Genomic DNA, 17,285 nt, shown 5'->3' on the forward strand with positions numbered 1-17,285 from the left:
GAACCTTGATGAAAATCACCTCACTCTCCATCGACGGCCTCACCTCCGGCTGCATCACCGACGCGCCACCCCGCATCGCTTTCGCGCTGTCATCCGAGGTTCCGGGCGAGGCGCTGCTCACCGCGACCATCCGGGTCGGGGGCTGGCAGGTGACCACGAACGACCAGATCGGTACCGTCTACACCGGACCGCTGCGACCGCACACGGAGTACCACGTTCACGTCACCGCGACCGGAACCAGCGGCGACGTGGCCGAGGCGACGACCTCGTTCCGCACCGGGCGGCTGGAGACGGCCTGGACCGGACAATGGATCACCGACGTCGCCTACGTCACCCCCGCCAAGCAATCGCCCGTCCCAATGGCATTCCGGACGACGTTCCCTGCGCGGACAGGGATCCGGCAAGCCTGGATCGAGTCCACAGCGCTCGGCGTCTACGAACTCGAGCTCAACGGAGCGAAGGTCGGCCGCGACTACTTCGCTCCGGGCTTCACCTCGTACGAACACCACATCCAGTACCAGAGCTACGACGTGACCGATCAGATCACGGCATCGAACACGATCACCGCGACCGTCGCCGGGGGATGGGCCGTCGGCTCGTTCACCTACAAGCGCAAGAACAAGATCTATGCCGATCGGCAGGCGTTCCTCCTCGAGCTGCGTCTCGAGTACGAGGACGGAACCACCGAGCTGATCGCCACGGGCCCGGAGTGGGAGGTCAGCACGGACGGCCCGATCCGGATGGCCGAATGGTATGACGGCGAGGTCGTCGATGCGACCTTCGAGCCCGGCGATCAGCGGTGGAAAGCAGCCGACCTCACGGTGCCGAAGTCGCAACCCGACATCGTGGCCCAGTACGGACTCCCCGTGCGCGCCCAGCAGATTTTGCAGCCCGTGTCCTCCACCACGGCGCCGAGTGGAGAGATCGTCTACGACCTCGGACAGAATTTTGCCGGAGTCATCAGCGCGAAGATCCGCGGCACACGGGGGCAGACCGTGACCTTCCGGCACGCCGAGGTGCTCGTCGACGGCGAGCTGTTCGTCAAGTCCCTGCGAACGGCGAAAGCCACCGCAACGTACACCTGCACCGATGGAGAACAGACCTACTCACCACGGCTGACCTATATGGGCTTCCGCTATGTCGGGGTGAGCGGCATCGATGCGTCACATCTTGAACTGACGGGAATCGTACTCCACAGCGATTTTGCTGAAACCGGATCGTTCTCCTGCTCGAACCCGCTCCTGAACAGTCTACAGTCCGCCATTCAGTGGGGCGGACGCTCCAATCTCGTCGACATCCCCACCGACTGCCCCCAACGCGACGAGCGGGAAGGGTGGACCGGCGACTACGCCGTGTTCGCAACGACCGCCTCCTACAACTTCGACATGTCCCGCTTCTTGGACAAATGGCTGAAGGACGTCTCCGCCGAGCAGGGTCGAGGAGGCGGCATCCCAATGGTGGTCCCGCACCCGGGCGGCGCCGTACCCGTCATGGCGACCGCATGCTGGGGCGACGTGTGCGTGCTCGCACCCTGGGCGGAATACCTGGCGCGCGGGGATCTCGGGATGCTCCGCCGCCAGTACGACACGATGACTCGCTTCTTGAAAGCGGCGAAGTGGTGGTCCGGAGTGTTCTCTGTCCGGCGGGATCGACGTCGAATCTGGCGCTTCCCCTTCCATTTCGGAGACTGGGCCGCCCCGACCGGATCCGTTCGCTCGTGGCTTAGCAAAGGCAAATGGATCGGGACTGCGTACTTCGCAAATTCCTGCGGAATCGTGGCGCAGATCGCCGAGCTGCTCGGAAAGCACGCCGACGCGACGTACTACCGACGCCTGCGGGACGAGATCGTCTCCGCCTACCGGACAGTCTTCACAGACGGAGCGGGCACGCTCGACGACGAGTTCCAGACCGGATACGTCCTGCCACTCCACTTCGGAATGACCAGCGGTGCAGAAACCACCGCGATGGCGGCGAACCTCGCTCGGCTCATCGATGAAGCCGGAGGCCACCTCACGACGGGATTCACAGGGACCCCGTACATCCTGTTCGCCCTCTCCGACAGTGGGCGTCTCGACGATGCGTACAGGCTCCTCCTGCAGACCTCGATGCCGTCCTGGCTCTACATGGTCGAATCCGGGGGCACGACGATCTGGGAACGCTGGGACGCCCTGCGTCCCGATGGAACGGTCAACACGGCCGACTTGAGCAGCGGCAAGGACGACGAGGACTCCGGTGGTGGCATGGTGTCGTTCAACCACTACGCGGCCGGAGCCGTCGGCGACTGGCTCTATCGTCGAGTGGCCGGATTGGAACCCATCGAGGGCGGCTACCGCCGATTCCGTGTCGCTCCGAAGCCCGGGGGTGGCCTAGCATCCGCCGAAGGCAGCGTGCTGACGCCGTATGGTCAGGCTTCGTCGTCCTGGACCCTGGAGGATCACCTGTTCACCCTTCGTGTCGACGTGCCGGTGTCGACGAGCTGCAGCGTTGTCCTGCCGGATGGGAGCGAGCACGAGAGCGTCAGCGGCGTCCACCACTTCCAGTGCCGGGTGGCCGACTGACAGACGGATCGATGCGCATGCGCGACTAGAAACCGCGCGAGGCGAGATGTCGTCAGGCGGATTCGCGCACGACGAGATGTGCCCGTGTCTCGGGGCTGACGGGCGGGAAGTCGCGTCCGGAAAGTGTGCCCAGCACGAGTTCGGCGAGATAGCGTCCGAGGCCGGCGGTATCGACACGAATGGTTGTGAGGGAGGGAACCATCAGACGCGCGATGGGGGAGTCGTCGTGACCGATGACGCGGATCCGGTGAGGAACATCGATCTTCGCCCGGATGGCCTGTCCGACGATGAGGCCGGCGATGTCGTCGTTGTAGGCGACGATCCCGTCGATGCCTTCATCGACCCAACCGGCCACGACCTCACGAACAGTGTGCTCGTCGATGTCGAATGAAGGCATGAACCGGCCGGGATCCTGTTGCCCCAACGTCTGTGCTGCCAGAGATCGCCGCTCAGCGACCAGCGAGGCGATGCGCGGATCGGGAGAGCCACCGAAAGCCAGGTGTTCGCAGCCTGCTTTCAGGAGATACTCCACCTGAAGGCGTGGGCCGTCGGTGAAACCGATTCGGGCGACCATATCGGGGGCACCCTCGGGTGCTTCGGGAATGATGTGTCCGATCCCCGCGCGCCTGAACTCGACGATCTGGTCGCTGGTGAACGGTACGAGCCCGATCACGACGTCGGGTGACAGCGTCTCCCACAGTGGGCGCGACTGCCCCGTGGGATGGGGCGTGGTCGTCACGAGTGAGTATCCGGCCTCGTCGAGCGCCAGCGACACCTCATCCAGGTGTCGACGCAGACTGAACTCCATGGGCCAGTCCGGCACAATCAGGAGCACGATGTGGCTCCGCCCGCTCGCGAGTGCCCGAGCTGCGCTGTGGGGGCGATAGCCGATTCGCTCGGCCTCGGCGAGAACCCGCTCCCGAGTCGCTTGCGAAATGCTTTGGCCAGGAGTGTTGTTGAGGACGAAACCTACCGTTGCACGAGAAAGCCCCAGCAACTTTGCCACATCAGCCGCGGTGGCTCGCTTCATCTAGCACCGTCCGTCCGCATATGAAGAGTCTACGGGCCGGGTCGGCGTCAACCGGCGACGGCGCCCGAGCCCGCGGCAGAACGGCCGGCACGTCGGCCTGAGAAGATGCAGTCTGCAATGGAGAGCCCGCTGATGTAGCCGATCGCACAGATCCCGACGGCGCTTCGACCGGCGGCAAAGAGTCCTTCGATCGACTCCCCTGCCGCAGTCAGCACGTTTCCCGTGGTCTCATCGACGTCCAGGCCCCCAGGGTGAGGCCTGGGGCCGGGTAGAACGGTGAATTCTTGACCGAGATGTCGGTGGCGAAGAAGGGGCCGCTCAGCCGGGGCGTCGAGAGCTTGGCCGTTTTGTGTGCGCGGTCGCCTTCTCGGGTGAGGATTCCGGCGTTGTATTCCATGACCGTGGTTTCCAGCGACGCGGTCGGGAGTTTCAACTTCGCCGCGAGGGAGGTGAGGTCATGCCCCCGAGTGTGGCCGATCGTATAGAGGTACACCAACTGAGCGAGCTGGAACGAGTTCGTCTGCGATCGAATCTGGCGTCGTGCCTTCCGCCACTGCTTGGCGTCCATAACGAGGTAGCCGCGTGCATCGTGGTCGCGGACCATGTGGTCGGCGAACGTCGCACCGTACAGATCCTCATTGATGATCCGCTTTCCCGTACTGTCGACGATGACGCCCTCGGTCATCGCGCTGGTCGGAGTGATGAACCTCCACGCGGTCATCCGGTCGATATGAGACGTGGTTCCACCGGCGGACATGCCGAGGGAAATGGATCCACCGTCATCGGTGGACGTGCCTAGCGGTGAGATGTCGCGGTAAGGACCTGCCCACTGATCCATCCATTCCTTGTTCCGGACGAAGCCCCCTCCGGCGAGAATCACGCCGCTGGCGCGTGCTTCGCCAGGCTGAGCGACACTTTGCCACTCTTTATCGAGTGTCGCGGCGAGGCGAGCGCCGATCGCAGGCGCCCAGTTGCCCAGTTTCGTCGCAATAAGAGTGCGCCGCGCATGATTTCGGCCGAGCTGGGACGGTGAGGCTGTGCGGTACCGGACGCCCACGACCTTCCCTGCTTCGATGATGAGCTCATCGACCTTCGTGTGGGGCAGATAAGTGATGCCCTTGCGCAGCGCACTCGATTTCAAGTGGGAGAAGAATACTTTGCCTGAGTCGAGTCCTTTGGCGATCTGACGGTGTCCCCGCGGCGCCGGTCGCGCATGCTCCTTGTAGGGGTACGCCTTTTCGTTGCCGGAGTAGTAGAGGTAATGGCGATCGGTGGGATAGGAAGTCTTAAACGGTGCCAGGGAGGCCTGGAAGGTGGCACCCTGCTGCTCGAGCCATTCGATCATCTCCACGCTGCCGTCGCAGAACGCGCGCAGCGTCTCATCCCGAACGGCGCCCCGCACTTCTTAGGACAGGTAGCGGAACATGTTCTCCGGGTCATCGTCGGCGCCGGCAGCTTTCTGATAGGGGGTGCCGCCACCGGCGTACACAATGCCACCTGACAGCGCCGTCGCACCGCCGCCGTAACCGCTGTCGACAACCAGAACGCGCGCGCCGGCATCGGCGGCTTCGATGGCTGCTGCCACTCCGGCTCCGCCCAACCCGACCACGAGGACGTCGAACTGGTCGTGTACCAGCGGTGTGGCGATTGCGTCGTTCATCTAGAGCACCGACTTCATCTGCTTGGCCACCATCCGGGTCGCCCACCGGGGGGACAGGCGCACCAGTCGATCCAAGAGCCGCGCATCGCTGCCCACGAGAATCCGGAACGCACCCTTCTCGATACCGTTGACTATCTCGAGGCCTGCGGCCTCGGGTGTGGTGGACTTCACCTTCTGCCCCTTGGGATCGATCATCGCGACTCCTGAATTGCCGGTCAGGTTCGTGGAAATGTTTCCCGGGTAGATCGTCGACACGACGATGCCCGAGTCCATCAGTTCGGCGTAGAGGCCCTCGCTGAACTGTTTGACCGCGCCTTTGCTCGCTCCGTAGAACGTCTGCCCGGCGAAAGGAATTAGCGCGGAGAGACTCGACATGTTCACCAGACTCGCCTCACGCCGCTCCCTGAGCAGCGGCAAGAAGTTTCGACACATGGTGACCGTTCCCCAGAAGTTCACATTCATGATCCGCTCTGTCTCGTCGATCGACAGTTCTTCGAATTCCACGAAACGATGGATGATTCCTGCGATATTCACCACACCGTCGATCTCGGAGTACCGTGCATGGATCTCTTCCACCAGGGTGGCGACAGCGGCTCGATCGGTCACATTGACGACATGCGACGACATGCGGTCGCCACGTTCGGCAAGTCCGACGGATTCTGCGAGTCCAGCGGTGTTCAGATCGACCGCAGCAACTCGCGCGCCCCTCCTGATGAGTTCGAGTGCCACCTGTCTGCCCATCCCGCTTCCCGCTCCGGTGACGACGAAAACCTTGCCGGCGAGCTGCATACTGTCTCCTAATGTTTGACGAATTCGAAAGCAAGTACTTTACTTCTTCAAGTAGTTTAGAGGTGTCTTTATGGCCCGTCGACTAGATTCGAGTACCGTCCCAGACGATTCGGGGCAAACGCGCGTGCTCGAATCAGCGGCTGCCTGACCCCACGCGCTGGACCTACAAGGCCTCTGCTGCGATCGTGGAAGCCACGCCCGACTCTCGGTGGTTCGAGGGGGGACGGATCAACAGCGTGGTGACTATGCCCAGCACGGAAATGATCGCGCCCGCGAGCAGTGCAGCGTGAACCCCGCGCATGATGGCGGCAACCCCATCGACCCCTTCGGAGACCGCGTTGGCGCTGGCAGTGGTCAGCAATGTGATGAACAGCGCCGTGCCTATCGCTCCACCCACCTGACTGATGGTGTTGAGTGCAGCCGAACCGTGGGCGGTGAGGCGTGAGGGGAGGGAGCCAAGAGCGGTGGCGAAAATCGGCGCAAACAGGCCCCCCAGCCCGGCGCTCATCGTGACATGGAGGGCGATCACTAGTCCGAGCGGCGAATCCGAGCCGAGGGCCGCCATCCCCCAGGCCGCGACGCTGAAGACGATGCTTGCAGGAATAAGGATCCGACGCGGGCCTATCCGATCGAAGAGGGCGCCGACGATGATCGAGACCAGTGCGGTCACCAAACCACCGGGGAGTAGGGCGAGCCCCGTGGTCAGGGTGCCCTCGCCCAGCACGGTCTGAAGGTAGAGCGGAAGAATGATGACGATGCCGAACTGACCGACGACCACGACGCCCATCATGGCGAACGCTCTCACGAAGGCCGAGTGTCGGAAGATGCCGAGATCGAGCAGAGCCCTGTCGGATCGCTGCAGCACTCGCTGGCGGAGCCCGAACAGAACGAGTCCGATCACGCCGACGACAAGGCCCAGCCACGGTTCGATGATCCGCAGGTCCGCGTCCTCCGCTATCGACGAGAGACCGAGCACGATTCCGCCGAAGCCGACGGCAGACAGAGCCGCCGACACGACGTCGATCGGCACCCGGCGACGCTCACCGATGTTGATCATCTTGACGGCCCCAACCGCCAGCGCGGCGAGGGAGAGGGGAAGCAGAGCCCAGAACAGGACGCGCCAGTCGAACGCGGCGAGGATGGCACCCGAAAGCACGGGGCCCAAAGCGGGAGCGGTAGCCACGACGACCGCAACCAGCCCCATCATGGTGCCCCGCCTCGAGTCGGGAACGACGGCGGTGACAGTCGTCATCAGCAACGGCATGATGACAGCGGTACCGGCAGCCTGAATCACACGCGCTGTCAACAGCAACTCGAATCCCGGAGCAAGGGCGCCGATCAGCGTGCCGACGCTGAACAGGAGCATGGCCGCTAGATAGACCGAACGGGTACTGAAACGCTGAATGAGGAATCCCGAGGTCGGGATAATAACCGCCATCGTCAGCATGTATGCAGTGGTCAACCACTGACCGGTGGCCGCCGTGATGCCGAGGTCGCTCATCAATCGCGGCAACGCGACTCCCATGATCGTTTCGGTCAGCACAACCACAAAGGCACTGGAGACCAGAAGCGCGATCACCCAACCGTGACCGGCGGCCAGGCGCTCCCTCGCGCCGGAACTCATGAGGACTGCGGTAGGCGGCAATTGCATGTGATTTCTCCTTCGACGGGCGCCATGTCCAATCAAGACTAACTGGCACGCTGTGCCATCATGTATAATTCTGCCAAGAGTTGGGATTTTCGAGGAAATGGTGGAGATGAATCATGGGTACCGTGGTGGCGATGTCAGCGCCGAACGCGCGGGAGCAACTGCAGACCTACGTTCCCGCCGCCGACTCGACACCGAGTTCGAGATCAGCTCGGCCGCATTGAGCCTGTTCGAGCGAAGCGGAGTCGAGCACGTGACCATCGATGAGATCGCTCGGCAAGCGGGCGTCTCGACGCGTACGTTCTTCCGCTACTTCCCATCGAAAGAAGATGCGGCCCTCGTGGCGTATTTCGAGTTCGCCGACGCCGTCATGGGCTGGCTGGAGAACGCCAATCCGTCCGGAGCGGTGCTGAGCTCGCTCGAAGAAGCCATTCAGGAGACGATCGCCGAGTTCGAGACCACGCGCCAGGGCTCGCGTGATCGATTGCTGCGAATACGGAGGCTGGTGAGCACTCATCCCGACTTGTTCGCAACAGCTGCAGCTAGCGCAGATGCTCGCGCGGCGTTAAAGTTCACAGAGCTGCTGCTTCAGAACACTCAGCTCAACCTGAGCTGGATGGAAGCGCGTCTGGTGAGCCAGCATGCGGTTTCCACCTTCGCGGTGGCGATGGACCACTGGGCGACTCGTGTAGGCCTTGGCGATCACGCTCCACTCGAGGCGTCCTACATCGAGGCGCGCGCCGCGGCCCGACGAATAATAGGGCAATAAGCGCGTGCCAGCCGCTACCTGGCCCAGTCGGCGAGCACTCCAATCGGAACCGCATCGTCGGCCACGTTGCACAGACGACTCAGGCTATCAAGTTGTTTATTCAACACTTGCAGCGAAAAGATTCAGCCAATGAATGGAAGGTCGGGCTTGCCGAAAGCACCTTCCCGTCTGCTGAAGGCGCGGCCGCGCCTCGTTGGCGCCCTGTCGGGCGCAGCGCGGGCCAAACACTCTCATCACTCCAGCACGGCGGTGTCTGGTTCGCCGCGCTCTCCGATCATCTGGGGATTCCTGGTCGTTCTGGGCGGCGGCGCCGGATTCGCAGTACTCGTCGGTCTCGGGAAGATCAGCACGGTGCTCGCTTACGCCGGCATCGCCTTCTTCCTCGCTCTCGCGGTCGAACCAGTCCTCACCTGGGCGGTCCACAAGGGCGTCAAACGTGGTCTCGCGGTGCTCGGCCTGGTTCTGGCAGCTCTTATCGCGACCGCGAGCATCGGCGCACTGATCGTGCCAGCCCTCGAGGAGCAGATCGCAGCGCTCATCGCAACTGCTCCGGATGCGATCGACGCGTTCTTCTCCGAGGCCTGGGTCCAGGATGCACTCGCCTACGTCGGCGGTGGCGACATCGAATCGATGCTGAGGGACGGAGTCGGCCACCTCACCGATGCCGGCACCCTGCTGACCCTGGGGGGCGGACTGCTTTCGGTCGGGCAGGGGTTCGTCAGCGGAATCACGGCGGTAATCGTCGTATTCGTGCTCACACTCTACTTCGCGGGAACCTTTCCCCGAATGACGCAGACTCTTTATCTCGCCCTGCCGGCTAGCAGGCGGGGGCGTATTGTCTCTCTGATCGAGGAGATCTTCGGCAGCGTCGGTCGGTACGTCGCCGGTCAACTCGGATTGGCGCTGCTCAACGGAATCTTCGTCGTCGTGCTCTTGAGCATCGCTCAGGGCCCAGCGCCGGTGTTGCTCGGTTTCGTCGCATTCATCGGAGCACTCATACCGGTTGTGGGGACCGTGGTGTCCTTCGCGATTATCACCGTGTCGTCCCTGTTCGTGTCGCCGGTATTGGCCCTTGTCATCGGCCTCATCCTGCTTGCCTATGCGCAAGTCGAGGCGTACTTCCTCACGCCTCGTGTCATGTCGCGTGCCGTCTCCGTGCCTGGTTCGCTCGTGATCCTCGCCGCCTTCGCGGGTTCTGCCCTCGGGGGCATTATCGGAGCGCTCGTCGCGGTGCCCGTTGTCGCCTCCTTGGTGATCCTCTACCAGCGCGTTGTCGTACCAGCGCAGAGCAGACGATGACGCAGAAGCCTCACCCATTCTCGACATCCGTCGACGAATTCAATGCTCGAATCGTGTGGAGTCCCAATTGACGACAAGACCCCAACAATCACTCTTCCGCAGTACCGCGCGAGGCCATGACCTCGCCCAGCGGGCCGACTACGGTGCGGTACTGAGAAGCATCAAGGCCGAGGGGCTTCTCGAGCGAAGCTATGGCTTCTATCTGGGTCTGAGCGCAGGGCTCCTCCTCGCTCTCTCCGCAGCGCTGATCGGCCTCGCGCTCAGTGGATCCTCCTGGATACAGGTCCTCGTTGCGGTCACGCTCGGGGTGCTGTTCACTCAGATGGCCTTCCTCGGCCACGAAGCCTCGCACCGCCAAGTGTTCGTCTCTAAGCGGGCAAATGACATCTTCGGCCGGGTGATGGCCACTCTATTCGTCGGTATCTCGTATTCGTGGTGGATGAACAAGCACACCAGACATCACGCCAACCCGAACAGAATTACCTTCGACCCAGATATCGACGCGGACACGATCGTCTTTATCCCCGAACGAGCCGCGGGCAAGGGGCGGCTTCACTCGTGGTTCCTCCGCCACCAAGGGACCCTGTTCTTTCCTCTCCTGACTTTCGAGGGAGTGAACCTCCGGTACCAGGGAATCAAGTACCTTCTGAACCGCCGGAATGTCGTCACAGGTCGCGCTCTTGAAATCACACTTCTCGGTGTGAGGCTAGTAACTCTTCCTCTCCTCGTCTTCGTATCAATGCCGCCGTTGGCTGCTGTCGGCTTCATCGTCCTCACGCTCGCGGTTTTCGGCGTGTACATGGGCGCCTCGTTCGCCCCCAATCACAAAGGCATGCCTCAGGTGCCTGCCGAGATGAAGCTGTCGTTCTTCCACAAGCAGGTCCTCACCTCACGCAACATCGCCGGGCGCGGGACCACGGCTCTGTTCGGCGGACTCAACTACCAGGTGGAACACCATCTGTTCCCCAATATGCCCCGGCCCCACCTGGCCCGTGCCGCACCGATCGTCAAGGAATATTGCGCTCGCTGGGAGGTCCCATATACCTCTGTGTCGATCGGTTCGTCCTATCGGACCGTAATCAAGCACCTCAATTCCGTCGGCCACGCAGACCGAGATCTCTTTCTCTGCCCGCTGGTCACCGACTTTGCCCGGCTCTAGGTGTACTGGGCCATCAGGTTAGTGACACTCGGGCTGCGGGAGTCGTGCCGTGGCCGGTGTGGACTCGTTCAGTGCCGTAGTGCTCGAGCCGGGGTGCAAGCGCGGCTGCTCGACCAGCATTGCTGGTGAAGGGTTCCCGGTAGGCCCACTCGGTGGCGAGGGGCCGGTTGAACCGTTCGACTCTGCCGTCCTGCCAGGGGCAGTGGGGCTTGATGAATTTCTGCCTCGCCCCGAGGCCGGTGACGGCGGTCTGGAAGAGGGCGGCTGCGCGGGTCAGGAACACGGCTGCGGTCGCGCCTTTCTCGTCGGGGTGGATCTCGGCGTCGGCCAGGCGGGCGTGGTCATCGACTGCGGCACGGACGTAGTCGAACCCGACCGGGGTCTTGCGGTCACGGGTGTTCGCCGCGCGGACGTGGACTCGCCAGCCACCACCGTCAGGCATGCGGCCGAGTGTCTTCACGTCGACGTCGACCAGATGACCAGGATTAGGGTGCTCGTAACGGTTGGTCGTTGATCGGGAGGCCCGGACGAGGCCCCCGGTGACGGGGTCGCACCAGACCAGGTTCGGGATCTGGTGGCGGTTCCAGATGCGGCTGATGGTCCGAGCCGGCATACCGGTCGCAGCCGATGGTTGCGCAGGGGCGAATCGGAGCCGGGCACGAGCCTCGAGCACGGCTTGCTCGCGGGCCGGATCGGTTCATGCCGGGGGGACGGCTGGAGCGATCGACCAGCCCCGCCGCGTCCTCGACGCAGTAGCGGCGCACCCACCCACCAGTGCGCGCACTGACAAGGGATGCCGAGCTCGCGGGCGACATGCGACACGGGCCGGCCGTCACCGACCACCCGCTCGATGAGCAAGGTCCTCCCGTGAACGGTGAGACGGGCGCGAACGTGGGATACGGCGACCTCCTGGCTGGCGGTGACCTGGACAACTCAACTAAGCCAGGAAGTCCTCCCGTCTTCAGCTCAAACTGTCACCAACGTCATGGTTGGGTCACAGCTAGAGTCCAGATGTGACACACGGCTCCGGCCCGATGCCCCGTCTCGTTTTACGTGCTGGTTTGGCTCCATTCATTGTGGATGTCGTCGTCTTCGGCATCGCAATATCGGAACCCGTGTCCTTCTCTGGGCCCGCGTTGGGTACGGTGTCGGACGTGACATTCAGTGTCCGAGGGGTGCACGTATTGTTAACCGTGGCTCTCATCGGTGCGACCATCACCGTTTTGGGCTTGCTGGTATTGGCAGCGTGGTTCGACTACCAAAAGGGTGTTCCTGCGAGCTGCAACCCTGTGTCCCGATAGACGATTGGCCTCCGGACGACCTCGGCTTCGTTCACACATCGGACATGCTCGCAATGGGTCAGGCGTTGGCCGTCAAGTACGCCGTGAGGGAGGCATCGATCATCTCGAAGCGCGCGGCGCGGGGCGTGCGTCCGCACGTCATCTCGCAGGGTGGCGACCTGGCGCAGGAGAACTGGGCAAGCCGCTTCGGATCGTTTTCCGACCGTGCAGGGCAAGATGTCTTTGACCATTGAAGAGGGTATGCCCATGTCGAGGAGGGAGTGAATCGTCTCGACCATCGCGACCGCGTTCAGGGCGTATTCGCGGTAACCGTTCGACTGACGCTTCGCGCTGAGGATGCCCTGCTCCTCGTAGTACCGTAGAGCGCGCGGAGTCGCACCGCTCCTCGTGCTCAGCTCACCGATGCGCATGGTGCCCTCCCTGGGCCTTGACCTTCACGCTGACGTCAGACTCTACGCTCCGAGCAGGACCCTGATGACGCACCCGACTCGCACCAGCCTGTCCGATCCTCCCGCCTCCGCCCCGGACCTCATCGGTCGGCGGGCAGTCGTCATCGGCGGGTCCAGTGGGCTGGGCCTGGTCACCGCCCGGGCGCTCATGCGTCGTGGTGCCACAGTCGTGATCGGAGCTCGCGACACGGCGCGGGCCCAGCGCGCATGAAACCACCTGATCGCAGAGCTGAACCTGCCGGCCCCTCCTGATCGTCGCTCCTCTCGATCTCATCGCCGCTCACTCGATCCGCGAATTCGCCACGACCGTGGGCGACGCGCTTCTCGACCTGCTGGTGCTCAAGCCTGGCTGACGCCCGCCAATTCGGCAATACGTCGCTGCGTCACACCGCCCGTGTGCGATCTGGTCACGACGGCATCGACGGTTAACTCGTGTTCTAGTGTGCCAGGTATTGCTAATAAAAATTAGCATTAAGTGCTTCGTTTAGGGGGATGTAGCCCTAGCAGCTGCTTTCACCCATGGGTACTCTTGCCGTCGATCCCGTCAACAACGTCACAGGCCGCACTCCGCTCGAGCCCCTTCCTCAACAACTGCCAGAATCGGGCCTCCAGGGCACGGTGTTCCAATTTGGACCTCATTTGCAACACTCAGGTCAGGCTGGTGTTGCAACAACAATCTGAACCCAGGGATACCTAGCTGGGGGCAAAGGGCGCCGCGTCAGGTCCGTCGTTTCGTGCAGATCAGTTCGGGGCGCGTCTTCCATAAGGTGACGGCTCTTTACTCGCGTGGAGAGTAGAGCCTGACTGTGTCACCGCTAGTTGGAGCGGGCGCTCTCACTGAAATCGAAGCGACGATATGCCAATATCTCCCTACACGCTGAGCGTCGTACTGTCTCTGAGGATGTCGAGTAGCGAGCATGCAAGTTTCAGTTGCCACGGGCAACTACTGAGGTACGATGGAGTCATGAGTGGCGATGATGGCAATGTGTCCAACGTGTTGGCTTCTCTGATCGCGTTCGTCACGGCGTGGTCGTCTATCTCCACCCAGGGACGGATCGCGGCCAATGTCGGCGTGGTCATTCCCGAAGGCGATGTACGCACCCTATACACGCTGGGGCGCCTCGGGGGCGTCGCGCGTCCGATGCAACTCGCCGACGCAGTACAAGTAACGCGACCAACCATGAGCAAGATGATCGCCCGGCTCATCGAGGCGGGGCTCGTGGAGCGAACCGCAGCCCATGAAGACGCTCGCGGCAGCTTGATCGTCCTCTCTACGGCTGGATTTGAAGCCCATGATCGTCTCGTCGACCTCGGCCTCGGAATGGTCCGCAATGCGCTTAGCGGGGTCGGCGACAGAGATATCCGTGTTCTTCTAAGCGTTATGACGAAGATTGTCGACGAACTCCCCGGACAACACTCGGTGCCGATGGCTGGGAAACACATTCCACAGGGCTCTGCGCGAGAACGCTAAAGCACAACGACTGCGCTCATTATTTATCAGGAGGAAATGAAATGCCCCGAACTATTGTCATCACCGGTTCCGCCTCTGGCATCGGCCTGGCTACCAGCAATCTTCTCCGCTCCCGAAGCGAGACCGTCATCGGCATCGATCTTCGCGACGCGGACGTGGAGGCCGACCTATCGACTGCAGTCGGGCGTACAGAGGCTGCAGCCCAAGCGGTGGAGATCGCCGGCGGCACGATCGACGCAGTCATCGCGTGCGCCGGGATCGCTGCACCAATTTCCAAAACCATCTCGATCAATTATTTTGGCATGACCGAGCTGCTCACTGAACTACTCCCCGCCCTCTCCCGGTCGGATGCGCCACGCGCGGCCGTCATTTCATCCATGGCGTCCCTCCAGTCAAATTCTCCCGAAATGGTCGAAGCAGCTCTCGCAGGAGACGAGGCCCGCGCTTTACAAATTGCTGAAGAGTTTGTCGCAAGAGGTCCCGAGGCCGGCTATATTGTGTACCCGTCGTCGAAACGCGCTATTGCGCGCTGGGTTCGGCGCGAATCCATCACTGACGCTTGGGCAGGCGCAGGAATTCCTTTGAACGCGGTTGCCCCGGGAACAGTCATCACCCCGATGACATCTCAACTGCTCGCGACACCGGAGGGTGCCGCATTTGTCGACAGATCCGTTCCAATGCCTCTCAACTACCACCAGCCAGCCGATTCCATCGCCACCCTCCTAGCCTGGCTCACAAGCGCCGAGAACACCCATATGGCAGGCCAAGTCATTTACTGCGACGGGGGCGCCGACGCGACTTTGCGAGGCGACGACATCTGGTCGCGAAACGATTAGCTGTCCTTAGCTGTCCTTAGCTCACTGACTCGCTGCCGCATGACATGTCTAGGGCTTAAACGCAGACGCTCAGCGGGAGAGGCTGCTGACGTTAGTCAAAGTGGCTAAAGTGTGGTCGCTGGGTGTTTTGCTGCCGCGCTTGGCTGTTATTCGGCGTGGTACTTGTTGGGCAAAGTCATCCGGTTGAAGCTCTGGCGATGATCATTCTGACACTTGATCGACGCGGGTGACTTTATGGCACGGAGAGTATTAAGCAGAGTGCGTGACGAACCCGTCAACTCATCGATCGCAGGATGGCCACGTTTAGCAATGGAATGCAGCGAGTGGCCATTTCTACTTAGGTAGACATTCGGTCACTCATCCAATGACATGTTCTCTGCCGCCGGTATTTAGTAGCTACGGGCTTTATCGCTTCTAACCTGCAGCTCTAGGGCGAAAATCCCGCACGTATTTAGGACCTTGGCATGTCCAGGTCGTGCATGGCAGCGTTGGCTGGGTGTTGTCGACGTTGAGGACGGCGTTAAACTAGACATCAACCAGGCACCTTGCGGCGAGCTAAATAGAGGCGAAAAATGCATCTGGCGGCTTGAACAATGGAACGAGATCTATAAGAGAGCGGCGGCGTATCTGTCCCAGGCATCACTTTCCAAAAAGTATTCCCCTGGTCCTTGAATTTGCCACGGATTGGCTACGAATCGCAGCGACCCGGGGGAGACGTGCCGCCAACGTCTCTTGGCAGAAACGAGTGCTCGGCTCAAGTTAACATTTTGCGAATGGCGGGCGGTTCCTGCCCCTGAACGTGATCAAATTACATTTCAGCGTAACAACTGTCCTTGAGAAAACCGCAACGATACAAGAATCATGTAGGCAAGAATGACCCTTACTAAATAGAATTGCTGGTTTTGTCAAGTTTATGACGTCGTCTTCGACGTGTTTCTTGCCTGTTTTCGTCCGTGCTAGGTCCGTATTTTCTGGCGTGGCGACCTTGGGTCACTAATCCGGGTCGACGTGATCGTAGTGGACGCATTAGTCGCAATTAGGGCCAGTTCATAAGCAGCGGTGGCGATTGGCTTTCCTGTCCGGAGGAGCGCGGTGGCTATTATTTGAAACGCAATAGGAAACGGTCTTACTGCATGGGAAGCGTCCCAAAACAAGCTTGGACCTCGGGCCATCGCGGGTGACCAGGCGATAATTCACGGCAAGGAGTCGACGAAACCAATGGCAGTCCTTCTAAGAGGAGGGTCTGTTGCCTGGACGGGTCTGCTGGCTTGTGGTTACGATAACATTTATAGCTACCCTGCAGGAAACGTAAGGAATGTCGTCCTAACTTGACTCCCGGACCATTACGGTCGCCTGCAAGGCGGGCTCGAAGAAAGGGGGAGCGGCGGCATTGACGGCACTGAGCGCGAGCCGGGCAAAGTACCTTCCGAGGCCCGCGTCGTCGATGTGCACGGACGTCAGAGACGGCACGAAGACGCGTGCCAGTGGGGAGTCGTCGTGGCCGACAATTGCCAGATCGCCAGGCACTGTCAGTCCGGAACGAATCGCGGCCCGAGCGATCAGCGCGGCGATGTCATCGTTGTAGGCAACGACCGCGCCCGCGGCCAACCATGCAGCGACTTGTGCCCCGTCGTGTCCGTCGCCGATCGTGTCGTGATCGAGGTGGCCCACGCCCAAATCGCGGGCAGCGTTCGCTGCTACGGCGAAACGGGCCGAGGCAAGTCCGGCGAGCCGAGGGTCGGATGTTGCCGCGTAGACGAGGTGGCGGTGCCCCCGGCTCACTAGGTGCTCGACCTGCAGGCGAGGACCCCGGCTGAATGAGGGCTCTGTACTGCGGACTTGATCCTCAGGTCGGGGGATGACTGCTTCCACGCCGCTCGCCACGATGGCGTTGTATGTGTCCTTAGAAAACGGGGCCATTCCCATCACTACATCGGTTTGGAGAGTTTCCCATAAGGGTCGCGCCCTGCCTTCGGCGTGGGGAGTCATCGTGACCAACGAGAAGCCCGCCTCGTCGAGGGCTAGTGAGGCTTCATCGATGTGCCGTCGCATGCTGTACTCGACCGGCCAGTCGGGAAGGACCAACAGCACGATGCGGCTTTGCCCACGCGCGAGGGCTTGGGCGGCCAGATGGGGGCGGTAGCCGAGTCGCCGAGCTGCTCAAGCACCCTCTGCTTCGTGGCTGATGAGATGGTCTGGCCGGAAGTGTCATTGAGGACGAACCCTACCGTGGCACGTGAGACCCCCACATCTCGCGCAATATCGGCCGCCGCAACTCGCTTGTCTGGGCTTCTGCTTGCCATCGTCGGTGCCCCC

Annotated in this window: 12 protein-coding genes and 3 pseudogenes; 7 read left to right on the forward strand and 8 right to left on the reverse strand. The window is 61.9% G+C overall.

The annotated features are described in order from the left end of the window. Positions 1 to 8: 8 nt before the first annotated feature. The gene (locus tag ACZ6JE_RS02450; protein WP_464318177.1) at positions 9 to 2,558 is read left to right on the forward strand and encodes a family 78 glycoside hydrolase catalytic domain; all 2,550 of its coding nucleotides are present in this window, start codon (positions 9 to 11) and stop codon (positions 2,556 to 2,558) included. Positions 2,559 to 2,610: 52 nt separating this feature from the next. Here ACZ6JE_RS02450 and ACZ6JE_RS02455 read toward each other — a convergent pair whose 3' ends face one another. The 4 genes and pseudogenes from ACZ6JE_RS02455 to ACZ6JE_RS02470 form a co-directional block, all read right to left on the reverse strand. Then, positions 2,611 to 3,588, reverse strand: a complete 978-nt coding sequence (locus ACZ6JE_RS02455) for a LacI family DNA-binding transcriptional regulator (RefSeq protein ID WP_464318115.1) — start codon at positions 3,586 to 3,588, stop codon at positions 2,611 to 2,613. A 208-nt stretch (positions 3,589 to 3,796) separates the two neighbouring features. Then, positions 3,797 to 5,248, reverse strand: a pseudogene (locus ACZ6JE_RS02460) (FAD-binding protein). Beyond that, complete coding sequence (locus ACZ6JE_RS02465; protein ID WP_464318116.1) at positions 5,249 to 6,037, reverse strand: SDR family NAD(P)-dependent oxidoreductase; 789 nt, start codon at positions 6,035 to 6,037, stop codon at positions 5,249 to 5,251. It abuts the pseudogene before it with no gap. 163 nt (positions 6,038 to 6,200) lie between these two features. Continuing rightward, on the reverse strand, positions 6,201 to 7,688 hold the full coding sequence (locus ACZ6JE_RS02470; RefSeq protein ID WP_464318117.1) for a DHA2 family efflux MFS transporter permease subunit: 1,488 nt from the start codon (positions 7,686 to 7,688) through the stop codon (positions 6,201 to 6,203). Positions 7,689 to 7,785: 97 nt separating this feature from the next. Here ACZ6JE_RS02470 and ACZ6JE_RS02475 point away from each other — a divergent pair, with 97 nt between their 5' ends. The 3 genes from ACZ6JE_RS02475 (at position 7,786) to ACZ6JE_RS02485 (ending at position 10,912) form a co-directional block, all read left to right on the forward strand. Beyond that, positions 7,786 to 8,454 (forward strand): TetR family transcriptional regulator, encoded by a 669-nt coding sequence (locus tag ACZ6JE_RS02475; RefSeq protein WP_464318118.1) that lies wholly within the window; start codon positions 7,786 to 7,788, stop codon positions 8,452 to 8,454. Positions 8,455 to 8,601: 147 nt separating this feature from the next. Further along, a complete protein-coding gene (locus ACZ6JE_RS02480) occupies positions 8,602 to 9,753 on the forward strand; it encodes an AI-2E family transporter (protein WP_464318119.1) in 1,152 nt (383 codons plus the stop codon). Between the two features lie 67 nt (positions 9,754 to 9,820). Beyond that, entirely contained in the window at positions 9,821 to 10,912 is a 1,092-nt protein-coding gene (locus ACZ6JE_RS02485; RefSeq protein ID WP_464318120.1) for a fatty acid desaturase family protein, read from the forward strand. A 13-nt stretch (positions 10,913 to 10,925) separates the two neighbouring features. On the opposite strand, the pseudogene ACZ6JE_RS02490 reads toward ACZ6JE_RS02485, so the two are convergent. After that, positions 10,926 to 11,770 (reverse strand): annotated as a pseudogene (locus ACZ6JE_RS02490) (integrase core domain-containing protein). A 487-nt stretch (positions 11,771 to 12,257) separates the two neighbouring features. Here ACZ6JE_RS02490 and ACZ6JE_RS02495 point away from each other — a divergent pair. Then, on the forward strand, positions 12,258 to 12,446 hold the full coding sequence (locus tag ACZ6JE_RS02495; protein WP_464318180.1) for a hypothetical protein: 189 nt from the start codon (positions 12,258 to 12,260) through the stop codon (positions 12,444 to 12,446). A 39-nt stretch (positions 12,447 to 12,485) separates the two neighbouring features. Here ACZ6JE_RS02495 and ACZ6JE_RS02500 read toward each other — a convergent pair. Then, a pseudogene (locus ACZ6JE_RS02500) lies at positions 12,486 to 12,623 on the reverse strand (MerR family DNA-binding transcriptional regulator); the annotation flags it as partial. Positions 12,624 to 13,626: 1,003 nt separating this feature from the next. Here ACZ6JE_RS02500 and ACZ6JE_RS02505 point away from each other — a divergent pair. Next, positions 13,627 to 14,133 carry a MarR family winged helix-turn-helix transcriptional regulator gene (locus ACZ6JE_RS02505; RefSeq protein WP_464318121.1) on the forward strand — a complete coding sequence of 169 codons (507 nt, stop codon included), beginning with the start codon at positions 13,627 to 13,629 and terminating at the stop codon, positions 14,131 to 14,133. A gap of 41 nt (positions 14,134 to 14,174) precedes the next feature. Next, positions 14,175 to 14,969 (forward strand): SDR family NAD(P)-dependent oxidoreductase, encoded by a 795-nt coding sequence (locus ACZ6JE_RS02510; RefSeq protein ID WP_464318122.1) that lies wholly within the window; start codon positions 14,175 to 14,177, stop codon positions 14,967 to 14,969. A 1,323-nt stretch (positions 14,970 to 16,292) separates the two neighbouring features. On the opposite strand, the gene ACZ6JE_RS02515 is transcribed toward ACZ6JE_RS02510, so the two are convergent. After that, the gene (locus ACZ6JE_RS02515; RefSeq protein WP_464318123.1) at positions 16,293 to 17,060 is read right to left on the reverse strand and encodes a substrate-binding domain-containing protein; all 768 of its coding nucleotides are present in this window, start codon (positions 17,058 to 17,060) and stop codon (positions 16,293 to 16,295) included. After that, positions 16,991 to 17,272: a LacI family DNA-binding transcriptional regulator gene (locus ACZ6JE_RS02520; protein ID WP_464318124.1), complete on the reverse strand. Its 282-nt coding sequence runs from the start codon at positions 17,270 to 17,272 to the stop codon at positions 16,991 to 16,993. Before ACZ6JE_RS02520 ends, ACZ6JE_RS02515 begins: the two co-directional genes overlap by 70 nt. Positions 17,273 to 17,285: the final 13 nt, after the last annotated feature.

It is taken from the genome of Frigoribacterium sp. AC759, from assembly GCF_979256015.1.

What these genes read in the sequence shown, in the direction of transcription:
- ACZ6JE_RS02505 (WP_464318121.1), top strand. Translation starts at nt 13,627, where the DNA reads ATGAGTGGCGATGATGGCAATGTGTCCAACGTGTTGGCTTCTCTGATC.
- ACZ6JE_RS02495 (WP_464318180.1), top strand. Translation starts at nt 12,258, where the DNA reads ATGCTCGCAATGGGTCAGGCGTTGGCCGTCAAGTACGCCGTGAGGGAG.
- ACZ6JE_RS02475 (WP_464318118.1), top strand. Translation starts at nt 7,786, where the DNA reads ATGGTGGAGATGAATCATGGGTACCGTGGTGGCGATGTCAGCGCCGAA.
- ACZ6JE_RS02465 (WP_464318116.1), bottom strand. Translation starts at nt 6,037, where the DNA reads ATGCAGCTCGCCGGCAAGGTTTTCGTCGTCACCGGAGCGGGAAGCGGG.
- ACZ6JE_RS02520 (WP_464318124.1), bottom strand. Translation starts at nt 17,272, where the DNA reads ATGGCAAGCAGAAGCCCAGACAAGCGAGTTGCGGCGGCCGATATTGCG.
- ACZ6JE_RS02450 (WP_464318177.1), top strand. Translation starts at nt 9, where the DNA reads ATGAAAATCACCTCACTCTCCATCGACGGCCTCACCTCCGGCTGCATC.
- ACZ6JE_RS02455 (WP_464318115.1), bottom strand. Translation starts at nt 3,588, where the DNA reads ATGAAGCGAGCCACCGCGGCTGATGTGGCAAAGTTGCTGGGGCTTTCT.
- ACZ6JE_RS02470 (WP_464318117.1), bottom strand. Translation starts at nt 7,688, where the DNA reads ATGCAATTGCCGCCTACCGCAGTCCTCATGAGTTCCGGCGCGAGGGAG.
- ACZ6JE_RS02510 (WP_464318122.1), top strand. Translation starts at nt 14,175, where the DNA reads ATGCCCCGAACTATTGTCATCACCGGTTCCGCCTCTGGCATCGGCCTG.